We start from the raw sequence: 18,044 nt of genomic DNA, 5'->3' as shown, positions 1-18,044 counted from the left end.
CGTGGTTCAGCTTCGCTCGTAGGGACCGTCAAGGCCCGCTTCGGCCGACCTGGACAGTGCCTCGCGGATCTGCGCCGCCCGCGTCGCGCCGATGCCTGGCACCGATTGCAGATCCGACGCGGTGGCGGCGAGCAGACCTCGCAGTGACCCGAACGCGCGCACCAGCGCCTCGACCCGATCGAATTGCAGTCGCGGGATGCGGGTGAGCAGCCGGTATCCGCGCGGGCGCATCGGCTCGTCCAATGCCTCGATGCCCGCCGGATAGCCGAGCGGACCGGCCAGATTCGTCAGATCGAGCAGTTCGGAATCGGTGAGCGCGTCGAGTCGCTCCATGGCGCGGTCGACCGCCGCGGCGGCGGGTTCGGTGCGCAGGTAGTCGCGCACGAGCAGTTCGCGCAGCCACGTGCTGTCTCCGACCAGTTCCTCCAGCTGCAAGGCGAGCTGGCGCCCGTCGGTGCCGAGTTCGAGTACGTCGCGATCGATCTCCTCGGCGATCCTGCGTACCATTTCGAGCCGCTGCGCGACCGTCAGCGCGTCGCGCAGCGAGACCTGATCCTCGAGTTCGCCGCGCGCGAGCCGCCGGTTCACCTCGTCGAGGCGGACCTTGTAGCGCTCCAGCGTGCCGAGCGCCTGATTCGCGCGAGCCAGGATGGTGGCCGACGGCTGGACGATATGCCGCGAACCGCCGACGTAGACGGTGGCCACGCTCATGGATTCGCTGACCGATATCACCGCGGCCCCGGTCTGGGTCGCGGTGCGCTCGGCGGCCTTGTGCCTTGTTCCGGTCTCGACGGTGGGCAGCGCTGGATCGGGGACGAGGTGGACGTTGGCGCGAACGATCCGCGCACCATCGTCGGACAGCACGACCGCGCCGTCCATCTTGGCCAACTCGCGCAGCCTGGTCGGCGCGAACTCCACGTTCAGTTCGAAGCCGCCGTCGCAGATGCTCTCCACCGATTCGTCGTGGCCGAGCACGATCAGCGCGCCGGTGTGGCCGCGCAGGATGCGCTCGATGCCGTCGCGCAACTCGGTGCCGGGCGCAAGGCGCACGATGGCATCGCGCAGCGCCGCCGCTTCCGTGGCCGCCGCTTCCGGTCGCGACCGGGTCTGTTTGCCCAGCAGATAGCCCGCGAGGCGCCCGGAGATCACCGGTCGCCTTCCCGTCTACCGCGTAAGCCGCTCAACCTGATCGCGGTGCGCAGATCGCTCACCTCGTGGATTCGCATTCCCCCGCCTTTCATCTTTTCCGAACCCGGCGGCACCACCGCGTCCGTGAAGCCGAGCCGCTGCGCCTCGGCCAGTCTGCGCGTCAGCCCGGTGACCTTGCGCACCTCGCCCGCGAGGCCGACCTCGCCGAGCACCACCCACCCCGCGGGCAGCGCGGTATCGGATTCGGCGCTCGCGATGGCAAGCGCGATGGCCAGATCCGCCGCCGGTTCGACCAATCGCATCCCGCCGACGGTCGCAGCGTAGACGTCGTGCTTGCCGAGGAAGACGCGGCCTCGGCTCTGCAGGACCGCGAGCACCATGGCGACCCGGTTGTAGTCGAGTCCGCTGACGGCGCGCCGCGGCGCCGGGATCTCCGTCTTCACGGTGAGCCCCTGGACCTCGCCGACCAGCGGGCGCTTGCCGTCCATCGCGACCGTGACCGCGGTGCCAGGCACCGAGTCGGTGCGGTGGTGCAGGAAAAGACCCGACGGGTCGTCGACGCCCGCTATACCGTCCTCGTGCAGTTCGAAACAGCCGACCTCGTCGGCGCTGCCGAATCGGTTCTTGATGCCGCGCACCATACGCAGCGTGGAGTTCTTGTCGCCCTCGAACTGCAGAACCACGTCGACCAGGTGTTCCAGGGTGCGCGGACCGGCGACATTGCCGTCCTTGGTGACGTGCCCGACCAGCAGCACCGCGACACCGCTGACCTTGGCCAGCGACGTGAGCGCCGCCGTGACCGCGCGCACCTGCGTGACGCCGCCGATCACGCCGTCCACGTCGGGGGCGAGCATGGTCTGCACCGAGTCGACCACAAGCAGACTCGGGCGGACCTGTTCGACATGCCCGAGCAGGATCGACAGATCGGATTCGGCGGCCAGATAGACCCGCTCGTGCACCGCGCCGGTGCGATCGGCCCGCAATCTGACCTGCCCCGCCGACTCCTCGGCGGTGACGTAGAGCGATTTCTCCCCCGGTTGGGCGGCCCAGCGGTGCGCGACCTCGAGCAGCAGCGTGGATTTGCCGACTCCGGGTTCACCGGACAGCAGCACTACCGAACCGGGGACGACGCCGCCCCCGAGCACCCGATCCAGTTCGGACACGCCGGTGGCGCGCGCCTTGGTGACCTGTGAGTCGATGGTGGAGATGGGCGCGGCGGCGGTGCTCGGCAGCATGGCGCGCCGCGCGGAAGCGCCCGATGGCGTGGCGGCGAGGACGGCCTCGTCCACGGTGCCCCACGCGCCGCAGTCGGGGCATTTACCCACCCATTTGGCGACCTCGTGCGAGCAGGCGGAGCACCGGAAGATCGGCTTGGTCTTGGCCACAGACGCACCTTACGGACGGGGTCCGACACGACGGACGCCCGCGATATCAGCGGGCCGTGCGAGCCGGGTCGGACTCGGCCGGAGTCGGACTCAGTGGCCGCCGGAACCGTGGCTCTCGGCGGCGGGGCCGGACTTGTCGGACTCGTGCCGTTCGGCGTGGATGCCCGCGTCGACCGGCACCTCGATCTTCACCGGCCCGTTGCGCTCGAAGTTGAACAGCACGCTGTAGGTGAGGCCGGGGGTGATGTCGCGGGTGAGACCGGTGATCTCGATCTTGATGGGCGCGTTCTCCGGGGCGATCGGCGGCTTGGCGGCACTGCTCGGCGCCACGGTGCTCGGCGCGCCGTGTGAGTCGCCGCCGTGCGAGTCGCCGTGACCCGCCTCGACCTTCGCCTCGTTGACCGGCGACGCGGCCACCACGTTCTGCTGCGGCTCGATCACCACGGCCGAACTGCCCGCCGCGGGCGTGAGCTTGACCTGCCCGAGGTCGCTGGTGACGCTCACCAGCGTGTCGCTCTTGGTCTCGCTGGTGTTGATGATGGAAAGGGCGATGAGCGCACTGCCGCCCTTGACGTTGGTGTAGCCCTCGCCGGGATAGACGATGTGAACATTGCGAAGCGCGATCTTCTCCGCGTCGACGCTGCTGCCGTTCACGGCGGCCACCTGGTCGGCGGTCTGCGAGATCTGCCCGGCGCTACATCCGGAGACGGCGATCGCCGCGCCCGCGGCCAGTGCGGCGACCATCAGCATGCGACGTCGCGTCCGCGCTCCGGAAGAGGCGGTCACAGCATTCAGGGCAGTCACGGGTGTCCTCCATGTCGACCGGTCGTACTCCGCTACGGAGAGTAGTAACTAGGCAGCGTAGTAGTCACCCCTTGCCCGGCACCTCTCGGGATCGATATTCGGGCGCCGCGGTTGCCCAACACGCCGGAGGCGATGGGTGGTCAGAAGGGGTTGCTCCTGCAACCATTGGATAACGGTTTTGGTAGGTCTGGAGATTGCCGGAAGGGTGCTGGGATTTCGATCATGGTTCTACCTCGGGTACTGCCCGTGGATAACCCGTTCTGCCACAACGTAATGCACACCCCGCCGGTTCTGTCAACCCCAGTGGTTGCCTCGTTGTGGCCCTGACCTGCACCGTTGATCGCGCCGTTATCGAGTCGCATGTTAAACTGTGAACATCGAAAGGGGCACGGGACACATGATTTTTAAGGTCGGAGACACCGTCGTTTACCCCCACCACGGAGCGGCGCTGATCGAAGCAATCGAGACTCGCACTATCAAGGGTGAGCAAAAAGAGTATCTGGTCCTGAAGGTCGCCCAGGGCGACCTCACTGTTCGGGTTCCCGCGGAGAACGCCGAATACGTCGGCGTTCGTGACGTCGTCGGCCAGGAGGGTCTCGACCGAGTCTTCCAGGTGCTGCGGGCGCCGCACACGGAGGAGCCGACCAACTGGTCGCGTCGCTACAAGGCCAACCTGGAGAAGTTGGCCTCCGGCGATGTGAACAAGGTGGCCGAGGTCGTTCGCGACCTGTGGCGCCGGGAGCAGGATCGCGGACTGTCGGCCGGTGAGAAGCGAATGCTCGCCAAGGCTCGTCAGATCCTCGTCGGTGAACTCGCGCTCGCGGAGGGCACCGACGACGGCAAGGCCGAGACCCTGCTCGACGAGGTCCTCGCAGCGGCCTCCTGACCGTGAATACCGCCGACAGCGACAGCACTGTCGTTGCCTTGGTACCTGCCGCCGGTCGCGGCGTGCGTTTGGGCGCGAACATGCCCAAGGCGTTCGTCGAGGTCGGCGGCAGACCCATGGTTCGGCTCGCCGTCGAGGGTTTGATCGCCTCGGGAGCCGTCGACCGGATCATCGTCATGGTCCCCGCCGATCTGGTCGAGAGCGCCGTCGCCCTGCTACCCGGTTCGTCCGTATCCCCCGCGGACGCCGTGCAGGTCGTGGTCGGCGGTGTCGAGCGCACCGATTCGGTGCGCTCGGGTATCGCCGCCGCGCCGGACGCCGCCTATTTCCTGGTGCACGACGCCGCCCGCGCGCTGACGCCGCCCCGGTTGATCGCCGAGGTGGTGGCGCAGCTGCGTGCGGGCCACGCCGCGGTCGTGCCCGCGCTGCCCGTGGTCGACACGATCAAGTCCGTCGACGCCTCCGGTGTCGTGACCGGCACGCCGGACCGGGCCGGATTGCGCGCCGTGCAGACCCCGCAGGGTTTCGCCGCCGACCTGCTTCGCACCGCCTACGCCGCTGTGTCCTCCGGGGTGCGGGCCACCGACGACGCGGGACTCGTCGAATTGCTCGGCGCCGGGGTGCGCACCGTCGCGGGCGACCCGATGGCTTTCAAGATCACCACCATGATGGACCTGACGCTCGCCGAGACCATGCTGTCGCGGCTCGAGTCCGACGTGCCGGTGCGTGCCTCATGAGCGACGTCGCGAGCATGCGGGTCGGCATCGGCAGCGATGTGCACCCGATCGAACCGGGCCGCCGATGTTGGATGGCGGGCCTGCTGTTCGAGGATGCCGACGGATGCGCCGGACATTCCGACGGCGATGTCGCCGCCCACGCGCTCTGCGACGCACTGCTCTCGGCCGCCGGTCTCGGCGATGTGGGGGCGGTCTTCGGCACCGGACGCCCGGAATGGGCGAATGTATCGGGTGCGCGAATGCTCGAAGAGGTGCGCCGGTTGCTCGACGAAGAAGGCCTCGAGATTGTCAATGCCGCTGTACAGGTGATCGGCAATCGGCCCAAGATCGGACCGCGTCGCGCGGAGGCCCAGAAAGTACTGGGTGAACTGCTCGGCGCACCGGTCTCGGTGTCCGGGACCACCACCGACGGGCTCGGACTCACCGGTCGCGGTGAGGGCGTCGCCGCGATCGCCACGGCATTGCTGCATCACAAGACATAGTTCCCGGTTCGGCAGGGCTGAGCCGGGGCGAGAACCCCCAGCTACACCGACTAGGATCGACTGCCGTGACTCTGCGCCTCTTTGACACCGAAACGCGGACCGTGCGCGAATTCGCGCCACTGGTCCCCGGCCGTGCTTCGGTGTACCTGTGTGGCGCCACCGTGCAGGGCGAGCCACATATCGGTCATGTGCGCAGCGGCGTCGCGTTCGACGTGCTGCGGCGCTGGCTGGAGGCGCACGACTACGACGTCTGGTTCGTCCGCAATGTCACCGATATCGAGGACAAGATCCTGACCAAGGCCGCCGAGGCGGGCAGGCCGTGGTGGGAGTGGGCGGCCACCTACGAGCGCGCGTTCGACAAGGCGTACCGGCAGCTCGGCGTGCAGCCGCCATCGGCGGAGCCGCGCGCGACCGGGCACATCACCCAGATGGTCGACATGATGCAGCGCCTCATCGAGCGCGGTCACGCCTACGCCTCGGAGGGCAACGTCTATTTCGACGTGGTGAGTTATCCCGATTACGGCAAGCTGTCGGGTCACCGGCTCGACGACGTGCACCAGGGCGAGAGCGCCGGGGCGGGCAAGCGCGATCCGCGCGATTTCACGCTGTGGAAGGCCGCGAAACCGGGTGAGCCGACGTGGCCGTCGCCGTGGGGTCCCGGCCGTCCCGGCTGGCATCTGGAATGCTCCGCGATGGCCGAGTTCTATCTCGGCCCGGAATTCGATATCCACTGCGGTGGCATGGATCTGGTTTTTCCGCACCACGAGAACGAAATCGCGCAGTCGAAGGCCGTCGGTCACGGATTCGCGCGGTACTGGTTGCACAACGGTTGGGTGACGCTCGGCGGCGAGAAGATGTCGAAATCGTTGGGCAATGTGCTTTCCGTTCCGAATGTGCTGAAAAATGTTCGCGCCGTTGAACTCCGGTTCTATCTGGGCAGTGCGCACTATCGTTCGATGCTGGAATATTCCGAGAAGGCATTGCACGACGCGGCGGCTTCGTATCAGCGCATCGAGGCATTCGTGCACCGGGTTGCCGATCGGGTCGGTGAAATTCCGGTGGGTAAATGGACCGACGCGTTCGCCGAGGCGCTCGACGACGATCTGGCCGCCCCGCGCGCGCTGGCCGAGGTGCACCGGGTGGTGCACGAGGGCAACAAGGCGCTGGAATCGGGTGCGCTCGACGCGGCGCGCGAGCTGGCCGGTCAGGTGCGCGGCATGCTGGCGATCTTCGGGGTGTGCCCGCTCGATCCGCAGTGGTATCGCCCGCAGGACAATTCGGCGGCGCTCGACGCGCTCGACGTGCTGGTTCGCGCCGAACTCGACCGGCGCCAGCAGGCGCGCGCCGCGAAGAACTGGGCCGATGCCGACGCCGCGCGCGACCGGTTGCAGTCGGCGGGTGTCGAAGTGACCGATACGGCGGCCGGACCGGAATGGTCGTTGGCGGCCCCGCGTGGAAAGGCGAAGTGATGGCGGGTAATTCGCAGCGCAGGGGCGCGATCAGGAAGGGCGGCAGCAAGAAGGGCGCGGTCGTCGGCTCCGGCGGTAAGCGCAGGCGCGGACTCGAGGGGCGCGGCGCCACCCCGCCCGCCGAGATGCGCACCAAGCATCCGGCCGCGAAACGCGCCGCCGCGAAGGCGAAGGCGGCGACCGCTGGTGGCCGCACGACGCCGGGACGTCCGGCGGGTCGCCGCAACGAGGACGGGCCGGAGTTGGTGCTCGGCCGCAATCCGGTCGTGGAGTGTCTGCGCGCCGAGGTGCCCGCGACCGCGCTGTACGTTGCGGTCGGCACCGAGAACGACGATCGCCTCACCGAGAGCGTGAAACTCGCGGGCGACGCGGGCATCTCGATTCTCGAGGTGCCGCGTACCGATCTGGATCGGTTGAGCGCCAACGGATTGCACCAGGGCGTCGCGCTACAGGTGCCGCCCTACCGCTACGCCCACCCCGACGACCTGCTCGACCGGGTCCGCACGGGCGCGACGCCGGGTCTGCTGGTGGCGCTGGACAATATCTCCGATCCGCGCAATCTGGGTGCGGTGATCCGCTCGGTGGCCGCGTTCGGCGGTCAGGGCGTGCTCATCCCGTCGCGCCGCAGCGCCAGCGTGACCGCGGTCGCGTGGCGGACCAGCGCGGGCGCCGCGGCCAGGCTTCCGGTCGCCCGCGCCACCAATCTGACTCGCACGCTGAAGGATTGGGCCGCGAAGGGCTACCAGATCATCGGACTCGACGCGGGCGGCGACACGGTGCTCGACGATTTCGACGGCAGCGCGCCCACGGTGATCGTGGTGGGTTCGGAGGGCAAGGGCCTGTCCCGCTTGGTCAGGGAGACCTGCGATGCGGTGCTCAGCATTCCGATGGCGGGCCCGGTCGAGTCACTGAACGCCTCGGTCGCGGCCGGTGTGGTGCTGGCCGAGGTCGCCAGGCAGCGGCGCGCCCTCTGATCCCGGTAACGAAATCGCCCCGATAGGAAGGTAATTCGCCAGGACGGGCGCTGATCAGGCGGCTGCCGTGCGCGGTCGGTCGCGCGGTTCGGCCGTGTGTCGCCGCACGGGCTCATTCGGTGCGCGACGAGTACGGCTGAGTTGGCTGTACCCGCCGCGCACGTCCGAGCTGGTGCGTGGCTTCGTGTGACGCGTGGTCGAGGCGATGTGCGGTCGCGCATGATTCGTGGCGCTGTACGGTGTCGCACGGAGTTCGGCCGTGCCGTGCGCGGCGGGCAGTGAGTCGGGACCGGAGCGCGGTGGTGTCCTCCGAACCCGGTTGGCGGTCGACCCGTCCGCGAACACGCAGCGACGTGGACGCTGCCAAATAGGGCGGTGTGCCAGTAGAATTCGGTGAGTGGTGATACCGGATAAACCCATCGGGCAGCCTGTCGAGCACCCCAACGCGACGGCGGTGCTGATCCTCGGGGCGCTGAGCATCCTCTGCTGCGGTATCGCCGGGCCGGTCGCCTGGGCGCTCGGTAGGCGCGCGCTCGATCAGATCGAGGAGTCCGGCGGCGGGTACGGTGGCCGCGCGCAGGTGCTGGTCGGCTACGTCCTCGGGGTCATCGGCACGATTCTGATGATCATCATGGCGATCTTCTTCATCCTGATCCTGTTGACCGGCAACGCCTGAGCAAGCGGTAGCGGCGTCGGTCAGCCGAGTACCGGGCGCTCGGCTTCGGTGCCGCCGTCGAGCGTCGGCCATTCCGAGCTGATGCTTCCGGTCCAATTCGGTTGGCGGCGTTCGCGGAACGCCGCCATCGCCTCGTCGCCGTCGATGCTCGCGGCGGCGTGCGCGTTGAGATCGGTTTCGAGCTGCCCGACCATGGCCGGGCTCATGCCGAGGCCCTCCCAGAGCAGCCGTTTGGACATTCCGACCGTCAGCGGGGCCGAACCGTTGGCGATGTCGTGAGCCACCGACATTGCGGTGGGCAACACTTCGGCGGCGTCGAGGCAACTGTTGGCCAGGCCCATGGCCTTGGCTTCGTCGCCGTCGAAGGTGCGGCCGGTGAGCATGATGTCGGCGGCGTTCGCCACGCCGACCAGGCGCGGCAGCGTCCAGTGCGCGTATCCGTCGGCGAGTACGCCGCGCCGGACCTGGCTGAGGCCGTACACGGCGTCACGGGCCAGGTAGCGCAGGTCGCATTGCAGTGCGAGGGCGAGGCCGATGCCGACGGCGTGCCCGTTCACGGCGGCGATGACCGGTTTGCGGACCCGCCAGGGCGCGGGTTCAACGGTGGCGCTGACCTCGCCGACGCGACTCGACAGGTCGGCTCCCGCGCAGAACGCGGGCGGGGTGCCGGTGATGACGACGACGCGGATGGCGTCCTCGGTGTCGCAGCGGTGCAAGGCGGCGCTGAGCGCGGCCGTCAGCGCCGGGGTGAAGGCGTTCTGCTGCGCGGGCCGGTTGAGTGTGAGCACGGCGATGCCCGCTGAGACATCGACGAGCAATTCCGAACTCATGCCCAGCATGGTAATCGAAGGCCCCGCGCGATTTTCCGTACCCGAGCAACCCGCACGCCGACCGGCCGTCCGCCGCGCGCGAGCCCCGCTCGGCCGCCTATCCGCGCAGCACCTGACGGCCGATGGCGTACTTGTGGACCTCGGTGGGGCCGTCGTAGAGGCGGAAGGCGCGCATGTCGCGGAAGATCATCTCGACCACGGTCTCGTCGCTGATGCCGATGCCGCCGAGGACCTGCACGCAGCGGTCGGCGACCTTGAACAGTTCCTCGGAGACGAAGGATTTGGCCATCGAGCTCTCGTGCCTGGCCTTGGCGCCGTTGTCCATCAGCCAGCAGGCGTGCCAGATGGTGAGGCGGCATTGGTGCAGCGCGACCTCGTTGTCGGCGAGCATGAACGACACGCCCTGGTGTTCGCCGATGGGTTTGCCGAACGCGGTGCGCGTCCGCGCGTATTCGACGGCGATGCTCTGCGCGCGTTCGGCGGCGCCGAGCCAGCGCATGCAGTGGGTGAGGCGGGCGGGCGCGAGGCGCAGTTGGGCGTAGCGCAGGGCCTGCCCGGATTCGCCGAGCAGCGACGACTTCGGCAGCACCAGGTTCTCGAACCGGACGACGCCGTGACCGCCGACGTAGTTGCGGTCCATGGTGTTCATGGTGCGTTCGATGACGATGCCGGGCTGACCGCCTTCGGTGAGGAACAGGGTCGGCCCGTCGGGGATGTGCGGGTTCGGCGCGACCCTGGCCATGATGATCCAGGTCTTGGCCCCGTCGGCGCCGGTGATGAGCCATTTGCGGCCGTTGACGGTGAAGTTCTCGCCGTCGAATACGGCTTCGGTGGCGAGCTGATTCGGGTCAGAGCCCGCGCCGTAGGGCTCGGTCATGGCGAAGACGGTGCGCCGGTGGCCGTTGATCGCCGGGATGAGGTGCTGCTCTACCTGTTCGCGGTTCGCGATCTTGGACAGCAGGTACATATTGCCCTCGTCGGGCGCGGCACAGTTCATCGCGACCGGCCCGAGCGTCGACCAGCCCGCGGCCTCGTAGATGACGGCCTGTTCGACGTGGCTGAGGCCGCGCCCGCCGAACTCCTCCGGCGCCTGCACGGTCAGCAACTTCTCCGCGCGGGCCAGTTCGACGAGTTCCTGCCGCAGTTCGTCGTTGGGGCCGTGCGAGGTCACCCGAGGGTCGCGCTCGAACGGGATGATGGTGTCGATGACGAACTGCCGCACGCGGTCGCGTTCGGCGGCGAGGTCGGCGGGGATCGTGAAGTCGATCATGGGTCACCATTCGTTCGGCGGCGTTTGAACCGAGCATACGAAACCGGGTCGGCCTGACTGAAGGCGACTGCCATCAAAGACTGGTGTCAATGGCTGAGGAACGGTGATAGTGCCCGGTGAAGGCAGGAAGCGTGGTGGTGGAGGATCGGCGGAGTCGTTAGGAGCCCCACTCGGTGTTCGCTCCCCGCGGCCGGGGTAAGTGAACCTGAGTTCGTGGTTTGGATCGTCGAGTGCGTGCCGGACCGGTCGTTTCGGGCAAGGGTCGCGGAGTCCGGCGACCACTGCCTACGGCGTGGCGTGGAATTCGGCCGATACGGTCGGGCCGTAGGTGTGGTCGTCGATCGCGATGGACTCGGGGCGTCGCATGCGCGGGTCGTGGGGGTCAGTAGCTGACGTAGAGGTTGTAGGTGCCGTTGGCCTGCGGTTCGCAGGTGTAGTAGTTGCCTCCGGTGCTCGGCGATCGGCCGTCGGACTGGCAGGCCGACAGAGTGGCGTAGTTGCCGACGTAGACGCCGGGCTGCGCCGCGGCGATGCCGGTGGCGAGAGCGGCGGTGGCGCCGACCGCGAGAATGCCGGTGACGAGGGTAGTGGCGATCTTCTTCATGACTGTCCTTATCTCGTGTCGAACATTGGATACGGACCAGTCTGTTTTCGGGTGTTCGGAGTAGCTAGGGTAGGGCGCTACTCGATCCGGTGCCTGCGCGGTGCCCCGAGGTCGTCCGGCTGGGTGCGCACCTGGACAAGCCAGCTCGAGCCGCTGGTTGCGAATCGGTGCCCGCCGAAATCCGGGAGCGAAACCGCAGCTGGTCTACCCCCTCTTTACTTGACTTTCTAGGGGGGATAGACTTATCGTTTTGTGAAACGGAAAGCTCTGCTCAAAGAGATTCACGCTTACGCTGCCGGGATCGACGCGGAGGTTGAGATCATCGAGGGTGGCAATCACACCAAGGTGGTTGTCGGCGGCCGTCGTACGGTGATCGCACGTCACAACGAGCTCAACGAGCTGACCGTGAAGAGCATTCGCAAGCAGCTGGGAATGGATGGTGAGTGAGATGCAGGTAACCGCCATCGCACGCCGTAGCGGAGATTGGTGGGCCGTGGAGGTCCCGGAAGTCGATGGGGCATTTACCCAGGCCAAGCGGTTGGAGCAAATCCCGGCGATGGTGGCCGATGCCATCTCGCTGCTCGAGGATATTCCGGCCGAGCAGGTGGAAGTAACCGTGGTTCCCGATATCGGGGATCCGGAGTTGCTGGAGAGCGCTGAGCGGGCGCGGGCGCAGGTCGCGGCCGCGCAGGCGGTGCAGGCTGCCGCTGCCTCCGCGTCCCGCGCTGTGGTCGAGCAGTTACGTGACAAAGGGCTGCCGGTACGCGACGTGGCCGTGATTCTGAAAATGAGCGCTCAGCGTGTTTCGCAGCTCGACGGCGGTTCGGCCACTCGCAGCGGCAATGCCGAATCGACTACCCGCGACGCGAAGACCGGGCGCGTGGTGGCGAAGAGCGGTGCGGCCAAGGCTGCACGGAGTACGAAGACCGGCCGAACGGTGAAATCCGCTTAGAGCACGTTTCGAACCTGCTGCGTCTCGTTGTGATCCGAATCCTTGTCAGGAGGCGAGGCTGCGTCGGCGTGCGCCTATCAGGCGGCACACCAGGTAGATGGTGAAGGACAGGGTCGTGACGAAGGTCGAGACGGGGACGCCGGGGGCGAGGGAGAGGATGATGCCGCCGACCGCGGCGATCTCGGCGAAGATCACGGCGAGGACCGTGGCGCGCACCGGGTTCGCGGTGAGTTGCGCGGCGGCCGCGGCGGGGGTGATGAGCAGTGCGAGTACCAGCAGCGCGCCGACGATCTGGACGCCGAAGGCGGCGGTGATGCCGAGCATGACCGCGAACACGATGGACAGCGCCCGCACCGGGACCCCGCGCGCCACCGCGACCTCGGGATCGGAACTGGCGAACAGCAGCGGCCGGTAGACCACGGCGAGGGTGGCCAGCACCAGGACGGTGCAGACGGCGAGCAGCGCGAGTCCGTCGTAGCCGACGCTGACCACCTGACCGGTGAGCAGCGAGAATTTCGACCCGGCGCGTTCGGGGCCGAGCCACAGGAAGAGCACCGAGAGCCCGAGGCCGAAGGACAGCACCACCGCGATCACCGAATCACGTTCCCGCGCTTTGGTTCCCAGCACCCCGAAGAGTACGGCCGCGACGACCGAGCCGATGATCGCGCCGAGTCCGACGCCGATGCCCGCGAGTAGTGCGGCCGCCGCGCCGGTCAGCGACAGTTCGCTGGTGCCGTGCACGGCGAACGACATCTGCCTGCTGATGATGAGCGGCCCGATGGCGCCCGCGAGCAGGCCGAGCAGTGCGGCCGCCAGGATGGCCTGCTGCACGAAATCGTAGGAGAGCAGGTCGGCGGTGGTGGCGAAGTCGGTGACCTTCGCGAGGACGTCGGAGAGGCGGTCGATCACGCGTGCGCACCGTTCGTCGCGGGCAGGTGGTGGCCCGCGCCCGCGGCGCCGAGCGCGTCCATGGCGTCGCCGGTGCCGACGACCACGAGCCGCCCGCGCACCCGCAGCACGTCGACCTCGGTGCGGTACAGCTCGGAGAGCACCTCGGAGGTCATCACCTCGTCGGGCCTGCCGATCCTGAACTTGCCGTCGACCAGGTAGAGCACTCGATCCACCAGCGGCAGAATCGGATTGATCTCGTGGGTGACGAACAGCACCGCGGTGCCGTGCGCGCGCCTGCGGCGGTCGATCAGCTCCGAGACCAGCCGCTGGTTGGCGAGGTCGAGGCTCAGCAGCGGTTCGTCGCAGAGCAGCACCGAGGGGTCGCCGACCAGCGCCTGGGCCACCCGCAGCCGCTGCTGTTCGCCGCCGGACATGGCCTCCAGCGGTTTGTGCGCGAAGTCGCGCGCGCCGACGTCGGCGACGGCGGCGGCGATCTTGCGTTTGCGTTCGCCGCGCCCGCGCAGTCCGAGCCCCCAGCGGTGGCCGTCGACGCCGAGCCCGACCAGGTCGACGCCGCGCAACTGGACGCCCGCGTCGATGGTCTTCTGTTGCGGCACATAGCCGATGCCGGGATGTCCGGTGCGCGCGGGCACGCCGGCGACGGACGCGCTGCCCGAGGTGAGGGCGAGCTGTCCGAGCAGCACTTTGAGCAGGGAGGTCTTCCCGGAGCCGTTGGGCCCGAGTACGGCGACGAATTCGCCGGGCGCGACCTCGAGGTCGAGGCCATCCCAGAGCGTGCGGTCGCCGAAGCGCAGTCGCGCGGCGTCGAGCCGAACCGCGGCCGTGCCGCCCGTGCTCGCGTGCCGCCGTTCCACCCGTTCGGTGTGTTCGGTCAGCGCTGCTCCCTCGGTCATGGTCGGCTACTTCAGCGCGGAGGCAAGCGCCTCGGCGTTCGCGGTCTGCCACTGAATGTAATCGAGGCCCTTCGGCAGGGTTTCGGTCACCTCGACCACCGTGATGCCGTTGGCGCGGGCGATGTCGCGCAGGTCACGGGTGATCTTGTCCTCGGTCTGCACGTTGTAGACCATGGCGCGCACCTGTTTTCCGGTGAGCAGGTCGCGGGTGGCGGCGACGGCGGCGGGCGACGGGTCGGTCTCCTGCTCGATGGCCTCCTGGAATTCGTGCGGGGTCCGGTCGTCGGCGGCCGCGGCGCGCAGCAGGTAGTGGGCGAGCGGTTCGGTCTGTAGGACGGGCACGCGCGGGTGTTCGGCGGCGATCCCGGCGGTGACGGCGGAGATGCCGGACAGGCGCGCGGTGAAGGCGGCGGCGCGTTCGGTGTAGCCCGCGGCGTTGGCGGCGTCGACTTCGCCGAGCGCGGCGGCGATGCGGTTCGCGACGGCGGTGACGGTCGGCAGGTCGTACCAGAGGTGTTCGTTGTCGTCGGCGGTGTCGGCGCGGGCGGCGAAGGCGTCCACGGTGCGTTTGTCCTTGCCTTGGATGGCCTTCTCGATGAATTCGTCGTAGCCGCCGCCGTTGAGCACGATCAGGTCGGCGTCGCTGATCCGCGCGGATTCCACGGCGGAGGTCTCGTGGGAGTGCGGGTCGGCGGCGGGGTCGGTGATGATCGAGGTGACGGTGGCGTCGGAGCCCGCGACGGCGGTGGCGATATCGCCCCAGACGTTGGTCGAGGCGACCACGGTCGGCTTGCCGGATTCGTCGGCGCCGCCGCACGCGGTGAGTGCCGCGACGGTGGCGACTCCCACGGCGATGCCTGCGAACTTCATGGCGATGCGGCTACTCACGCGCGGTCACTCCTGGCGGTGCGTCGATCGTGGAGCGCCGGGAACCCCGGCGGGTCCGTGGCGTTCTTGATCGTAATGGAAATCGTTACCGTTTAACTTTATCAGCACCGCGCAACTCGAGAACCGCCCGACTGCCGCCCGAACTCTGCCGAACCAGCGCCCGCCGTCCAGGGCAGTGAACGAACGGCGAACGCCGCGCCCGATCATCGGACGCGGCGTTCGCGTGGGCTGTCAGACCGGGTCGGACCTCAGACCAGGGCCTCCGCGGGCTGCCCGAGCAACTGCGCGCACCGCAGCAGCCCGAGGTGGCTGTAAGCCTGCGGATGGTTGCCGAGCGAGCGTTCGGCGACCGGGTCGTACTCCTCGCTGAGCAGTCCGGTCGGACCCGCCGCCGCGACCAGTTGGGCGAACAGCGCCTCGGCGTCGGAACGCTTGCCGATGAGCAGGTACGCCTCGACCAGCCAGGCCGCGCACAGGTGGAATCCGCCCTCGCCGCCGGGCAGGCCGTCGTCGTGGTGGTACCGGTACACGGTCGAGCCGCTGCGCAGTTCGGCCTCGGTGGCGACCACGGTCGCCGCGAAGCGCGGATCGGACGGGTCGATGAGTCCGCTCAGGCCGATGTGCAGGGTCGCCGCGTCCAGGTCGGTGCCGTCGTAGGCCGCGGTGTAGGACTGCACCTCGTCGTTCCAGCCCTTGGCCTTGACCTCCTCGGAAATGATCTCGCGCAACGCGTTCCACGCCGGATCGACTTCGCGGCCGTACTTGCGGGCCAGGGTGAGCGCCCGGTCCACCGTCAGCCAGCCCATCACCTTCGAGTACACGTGGTGGCGCGGATTGCCGCGGATCTCCCAGATGCCGTGATCCGGTTCGGTCCAGCGCCGCTGCACCGCCGACACCATGGCGCGCACCAGCTCCCAGTCCGCGTCCGGCAGGATCTGCTCCGGCGCGGTGACGCCCTTGTGCTCGCGGGCGTGGGCCAGGGTCGCGATGAGGTCGACGATGGGGCCGAACACGTCCAACTGCACCTGCATGTTGGCGGCGTTGCCGACGCGCACCGGCCGCGACCCGGCGTAACCGGGCAGCTGGTCGATGACGGCCTCGGGCGGCAGCGTCTCCCCGTACAGGGTGTAGAGCGGATGCAGCCGCTCCGGACCCGGCAGCGTCTCCAGCACCCGGTGCACCCAGACCAGGAACGCCTCGGCCTCGTCGAGGGAGCCGAGGTTCACCAGCGCCTGCGCGGTCAGCGACGCGTCGCGCAGCCAGCAGTAGCGGTAGTCCCAGTTGCGCACGCCGCCGATGTCCTCGGGCAGCGAGGTGGTGGCCGCCGCGAGGATGGACCCGGACGGCGCGTGCACCAGCCCGCGCAGCGTCAGCGCCGAGCGCTTCATGAGATCCGGTTTGAGCGGCGGCAACGCGAGTCCGGAGGCCCACCGCGACCAGTAGTTCTCCGCGGTGTGGCGGCGCTCTGTCTCCGAGATCTCGGCGGGGCCGAGATCTTGTGTGCCACAGCGCAGTTCCAGCACGATCGGCCCCCGCGCCGGGTCGACGACCGCGCGTGCGACGTCGTGGGTGCCGTCGGTCTCGATCTGCCACAGCACGCCGGGGGAGCGCAGCACGGTCGGATCGTTGGTGCCGCGCACCCGAAGTCCGTCCTGATCGGCTTCGATGCTCACCGGCACCTGACCGAATTCCGGTCGCGGCGCGAAGGTGACCACGGCCTTGGCGTCACCGGTGATGACGCGGGTGAGGTCGGTGCGGCTCGGCGCCACGTCGTGCGGCAGGTAGTCGACCACTTGCAGGCTGGCCCAACGGGTTTCGACGGTCATGGTGCCGTCGACATAGCGCTGCGACAGCGGAAGGCCCGGCCGTTCCGGCGCGATCGTGAAGTGGCCCGCCTGCGGGCCGCCGAGCAGGTGGGCGAAGACCGCCGCCGAATCGGGTTCGGGGTGGCAGAACCAGGTGACGGTGGCGTCGGGGGTGAGCAGGGCCACCGAACGCGGACTCGACAGCATGGTCAGCCGCTCGATGCGGGGCGCGCTCGCGCCCGCGAGCCAGGTGCGCCGCTCCTCGAGCAGGTAGGCCAGCGCGCGCGCGACGTCCTCGGTGGCATCCACCCGGAATCTCGCGAGGCTGTCGCCGCTGCCGACCTTGATGCCGAGGTCGGGGCCCGACAGCACCCGGAACGCCTTCTCGTCGGTGACGTCGTCGCCGAAGAACACCGCCGCGGTGGCGCCCTCCTGATGGCGGATGGTGTCGAGGGCGGTGCCCTTGTCGGTGGGGATGACCGCCAATTCGATGACTGCCTTGCCCTCGGTGACCTGGACCCCAACCCAGCTCGCCGGGCCGCCGCGCGCGGATTTCAGTGCGCGTAAGCCGATTTCGGGGCTCGCGTTGCGCACGTGTAGCGCGACGCTGGCGGGCTTGACCTCGACCGAGACACCGGGATTGTCCGTCGCGATCTTTGTCAGCGCGGTCTGCACCTCGTTCAGCAACTTCTTGGCATCGTTGTCGATCGCGTGGACGAAGCCGACGTCGAATTCCGAGCCGTGGCTACCGATGAGTTGTACCTCGACCGGCAATCGGGAAAGGGCGGCGAGATCCCGCAGCGCGCGGCCGGAGATGACCGCCGCGGTGGTTCCGGTGAGACCGGCGAGCGCGCGTAAAGCGCTCACCGATTCCCGGTGGGGATAAGCCTTCGTCGGGTCGGAGACGATGGGCGCCAACGTCCCGTCGTAATCCGAGGCGACCAACAGGCGTGGCTCGCGTGCGATCGTCGACAATGCACGGCGAAGTTCCTTTGGCAGATCCTGTGCGCTCACACATCCAACCTAGTGATCGGAGGAGTTTTTCCATGGGCGGGCAAAACAATACTGTGTTGAATTCGCCGCACCGCAGCGCGCACGGCCCCGTGCGCACAAATGCGAACGGGTGACGTGGATTTGCCCAGTTAACACGTGGGTAACCGGCGGGTAACCCTTGCGCCGACGGGAGCGACTCGTGTCGCGAGACGATCACGAGTGGCGCTGCCGGGGCGCACGAGCGCCACGGCGAACGCGCCTGGGATGAGTCGCTTTGCCGGACATCGGGGTTCGGTGCGGGCACGGCGACCGCGGACGAGCGCGGCATGAATACA

Annotated in this window: 18 protein-coding genes; 8 read left to right on the top strand and 10 right to left on the bottom strand. The window is 68.5% G+C overall.

Going from position 1 to position 18,044, the window contains the following annotated elements:
• Nucleotides 1–6 precede the first annotated feature (6 nt).
• From disA to IT779_RS19810, 3 genes are all read right to left on the bottom strand, one after another.
• Nucleotides 7–1,119, bottom strand: a complete 1,113-nt coding sequence (disA, locus tag IT779_RS19820) for a DNA integrity scanning diadenylate cyclase DisA (protein ID WP_196151174.1) — start codon at nucleotides 1,117–1,119, stop codon at nucleotides 7–9.
• A 26-nt stretch (nucleotides 1,120–1,145) separates the two neighbouring features.
• A complete protein-coding gene (gene radA / locus IT779_RS19815; RefSeq protein WP_196150861.1) occupies nucleotides 1,146–2,534 on the bottom strand; it encodes a DNA repair protein RadA in 1,389 nt (462 codons plus the stop codon).
• Between the two features lie 90 nt (nucleotides 2,535–2,624).
• Nucleotides 2,625–3,338, bottom strand: a complete 714-nt coding sequence (locus tag IT779_RS19810; protein ID WP_332838879.1) for a hypothetical protein — start codon at nucleotides 3,336–3,338, stop codon at nucleotides 2,625–2,627.
• Nucleotides 3,339–3,735: 397 nt separating this feature from the next.
• On the opposite strand from IT779_RS19810, the gene carD reads away from it, so the two are divergent.
• The 6 genes from carD (at nucleotide 3,736) to IT779_RS19780 (ending at nucleotide 8,562) form a co-directional block, all read left to right on the top strand.
• Nucleotides 3,736–4,224: an RNA polymerase-binding transcription factor CarD gene (gene carD / locus IT779_RS19805; protein WP_011206964.1), complete on the top strand. Its 489-nt coding sequence runs from the start codon at nucleotides 3,736–3,738 to the stop codon at nucleotides 4,222–4,224.
• Between the two features lie 2 nt (nucleotides 4,225–4,226).
• Nucleotides 4,227–4,961 (top strand): 2-C-methyl-D-erythritol 4-phosphate cytidylyltransferase, encoded by a 735-nt coding sequence (gene ispD, locus IT779_RS19800; protein ID WP_196150860.1) that lies wholly within the window; start codon nucleotides 4,227–4,229, stop codon nucleotides 4,959–4,961.
• Nucleotides 4,962–4,975: 14 nt separating this feature from the next.
• Nucleotides 4,976–5,443: a 2-C-methyl-D-erythritol 2,4-cyclodiphosphate synthase gene (gene ispF, locus IT779_RS19795; protein ID WP_196151172.1), complete on the top strand. Its 468-nt coding sequence runs from the start codon at nucleotides 4,976–4,978 to the stop codon at nucleotides 5,441–5,443.
• A 65-nt stretch (nucleotides 5,444–5,508) separates the two neighbouring features.
• The gene (gene cysS / locus IT779_RS19790; RefSeq protein ID WP_196150859.1) at nucleotides 5,509–6,912 is read left to right on the top strand and encodes a cysteine--tRNA ligase; all 1,404 of its coding nucleotides are present in this window, start codon (nucleotides 5,509–5,511) and stop codon (nucleotides 6,910–6,912) included.
• Nucleotides 6,912–7,886, top strand: a complete 975-nt coding sequence (gene rlmB / locus IT779_RS19785; RefSeq protein WP_196150858.1) for a 23S rRNA (guanosine(2251)-2'-O)-methyltransferase RlmB — start codon at nucleotides 6,912–6,914, stop codon at nucleotides 7,884–7,886. The genes cysS and rlmB overlap by 1 nt, the downstream gene beginning before the upstream one ends.
• Nucleotides 7,887–8,283: 397 nt before the next feature.
• Nucleotides 8,284–8,562 (top strand): DUF4190 domain-containing protein, encoded by a 279-nt coding sequence (locus IT779_RS19780; protein ID WP_196150857.1) that lies wholly within the window; start codon nucleotides 8,284–8,286, stop codon nucleotides 8,560–8,562.
• 20 nt (nucleotides 8,563–8,582) lie between these two features.
• Here IT779_RS19780 and IT779_RS19775 read toward each other — a convergent pair whose 3' ends face one another.
• The 3 genes from IT779_RS19775 to IT779_RS19765 form a co-directional block, all read right to left on the bottom strand.
• Entirely contained in the window at nucleotides 8,583–9,392 is an 810-nt protein-coding gene (locus IT779_RS19775) for an enoyl-CoA hydratase/isomerase family protein (RefSeq protein WP_196150856.1), read from the bottom strand.
• A 97-nt stretch (nucleotides 9,393–9,489) separates the two neighbouring features.
• A complete protein-coding gene (locus IT779_RS19770) occupies nucleotides 9,490–10,662 on the bottom strand; it encodes an acyl-CoA dehydrogenase family protein (protein WP_196150855.1) in 1,173 nt (390 codons plus the stop codon).
• Between the two features lie 382 nt (nucleotides 10,663–11,044).
• The gene (locus IT779_RS19765) at nucleotides 11,045–11,266 is read right to left on the bottom strand and encodes a hypothetical protein (protein WP_196150854.1); all 222 of its coding nucleotides are present in this window, start codon (nucleotides 11,264–11,266) and stop codon (nucleotides 11,045–11,047) included.
• A gap of 252 nt (nucleotides 11,267–11,518) precedes the next feature.
• On the opposite strand from IT779_RS19765, the gene IT779_RS19760 reads away from it, so the two are divergent.
• The gene (locus tag IT779_RS19760) at nucleotides 11,519–11,713 is read left to right on the top strand and encodes a hypothetical protein (protein WP_196151216.1); all 195 of its coding nucleotides are present in this window, start codon (nucleotides 11,519–11,521) and stop codon (nucleotides 11,711–11,713) included.
• 1 nt (nucleotide 11,714) lies between these two features.
• A complete protein-coding gene (locus IT779_RS19755; RefSeq protein ID WP_332838878.1) occupies nucleotides 11,715–12,218 on the top strand; it encodes a type II toxin-antitoxin system HicB family antitoxin in 504 nt (167 codons plus the stop codon).
• A 45-nt stretch (nucleotides 12,219–12,263) separates the two neighbouring features.
• Here IT779_RS19755 and IT779_RS19750 read toward each other — a convergent pair whose 3' ends face one another.
• From IT779_RS19750 to otsB, 4 genes are all read right to left on the bottom strand, one after another.
• Nucleotides 12,264–13,127, bottom strand: coding sequence for a metal ABC transporter permease (locus IT779_RS19750; protein WP_196150853.1), 864 nt, complete (start codon nucleotides 13,125–13,127; stop codon nucleotides 12,264–12,266).
• Complete coding sequence (locus IT779_RS19745) at nucleotides 13,124–14,005, bottom strand: metal ABC transporter ATP-binding protein (RefSeq protein WP_408637777.1); 882 nt, start codon at nucleotides 14,003–14,005, stop codon at nucleotides 13,124–13,126. The genes IT779_RS19750 and IT779_RS19745 overlap by 4 nt, the downstream gene beginning before the upstream one ends.
• A gap of 24 nt (nucleotides 14,006–14,029) precedes the next feature.
• Entirely contained in the window at nucleotides 14,030–14,893 is an 864-nt protein-coding gene (locus IT779_RS19740) for a metal ABC transporter solute-binding protein, Zn/Mn family (RefSeq protein WP_196151171.1), read from the bottom strand.
• A 266-nt stretch (nucleotides 14,894–15,159) separates the two neighbouring features.
• The gene (gene otsB / locus IT779_RS19735; RefSeq protein WP_196150851.1) at nucleotides 15,160–17,730 is read right to left on the bottom strand and encodes a trehalose-phosphatase; all 2,571 of its coding nucleotides are present in this window, start codon (nucleotides 17,728–17,730) and stop codon (nucleotides 15,160–15,162) included.
• Nucleotides 17,731–18,044 lie beyond the last annotated feature (314 nt).

Source organism: Nocardia bovistercoris (assembly GCF_015674855.1).
GTDB classification, from domain to species: domain Bacteria; phylum Actinomycetota; class Actinomycetes; order Mycobacteriales; family Mycobacteriaceae; genus Nocardia; species Nocardia bovistercoris.
Note: the sequence above shows the minus strand (reverse complement) of the source record. Positions and strands in the feature narration are given on the sequence as shown.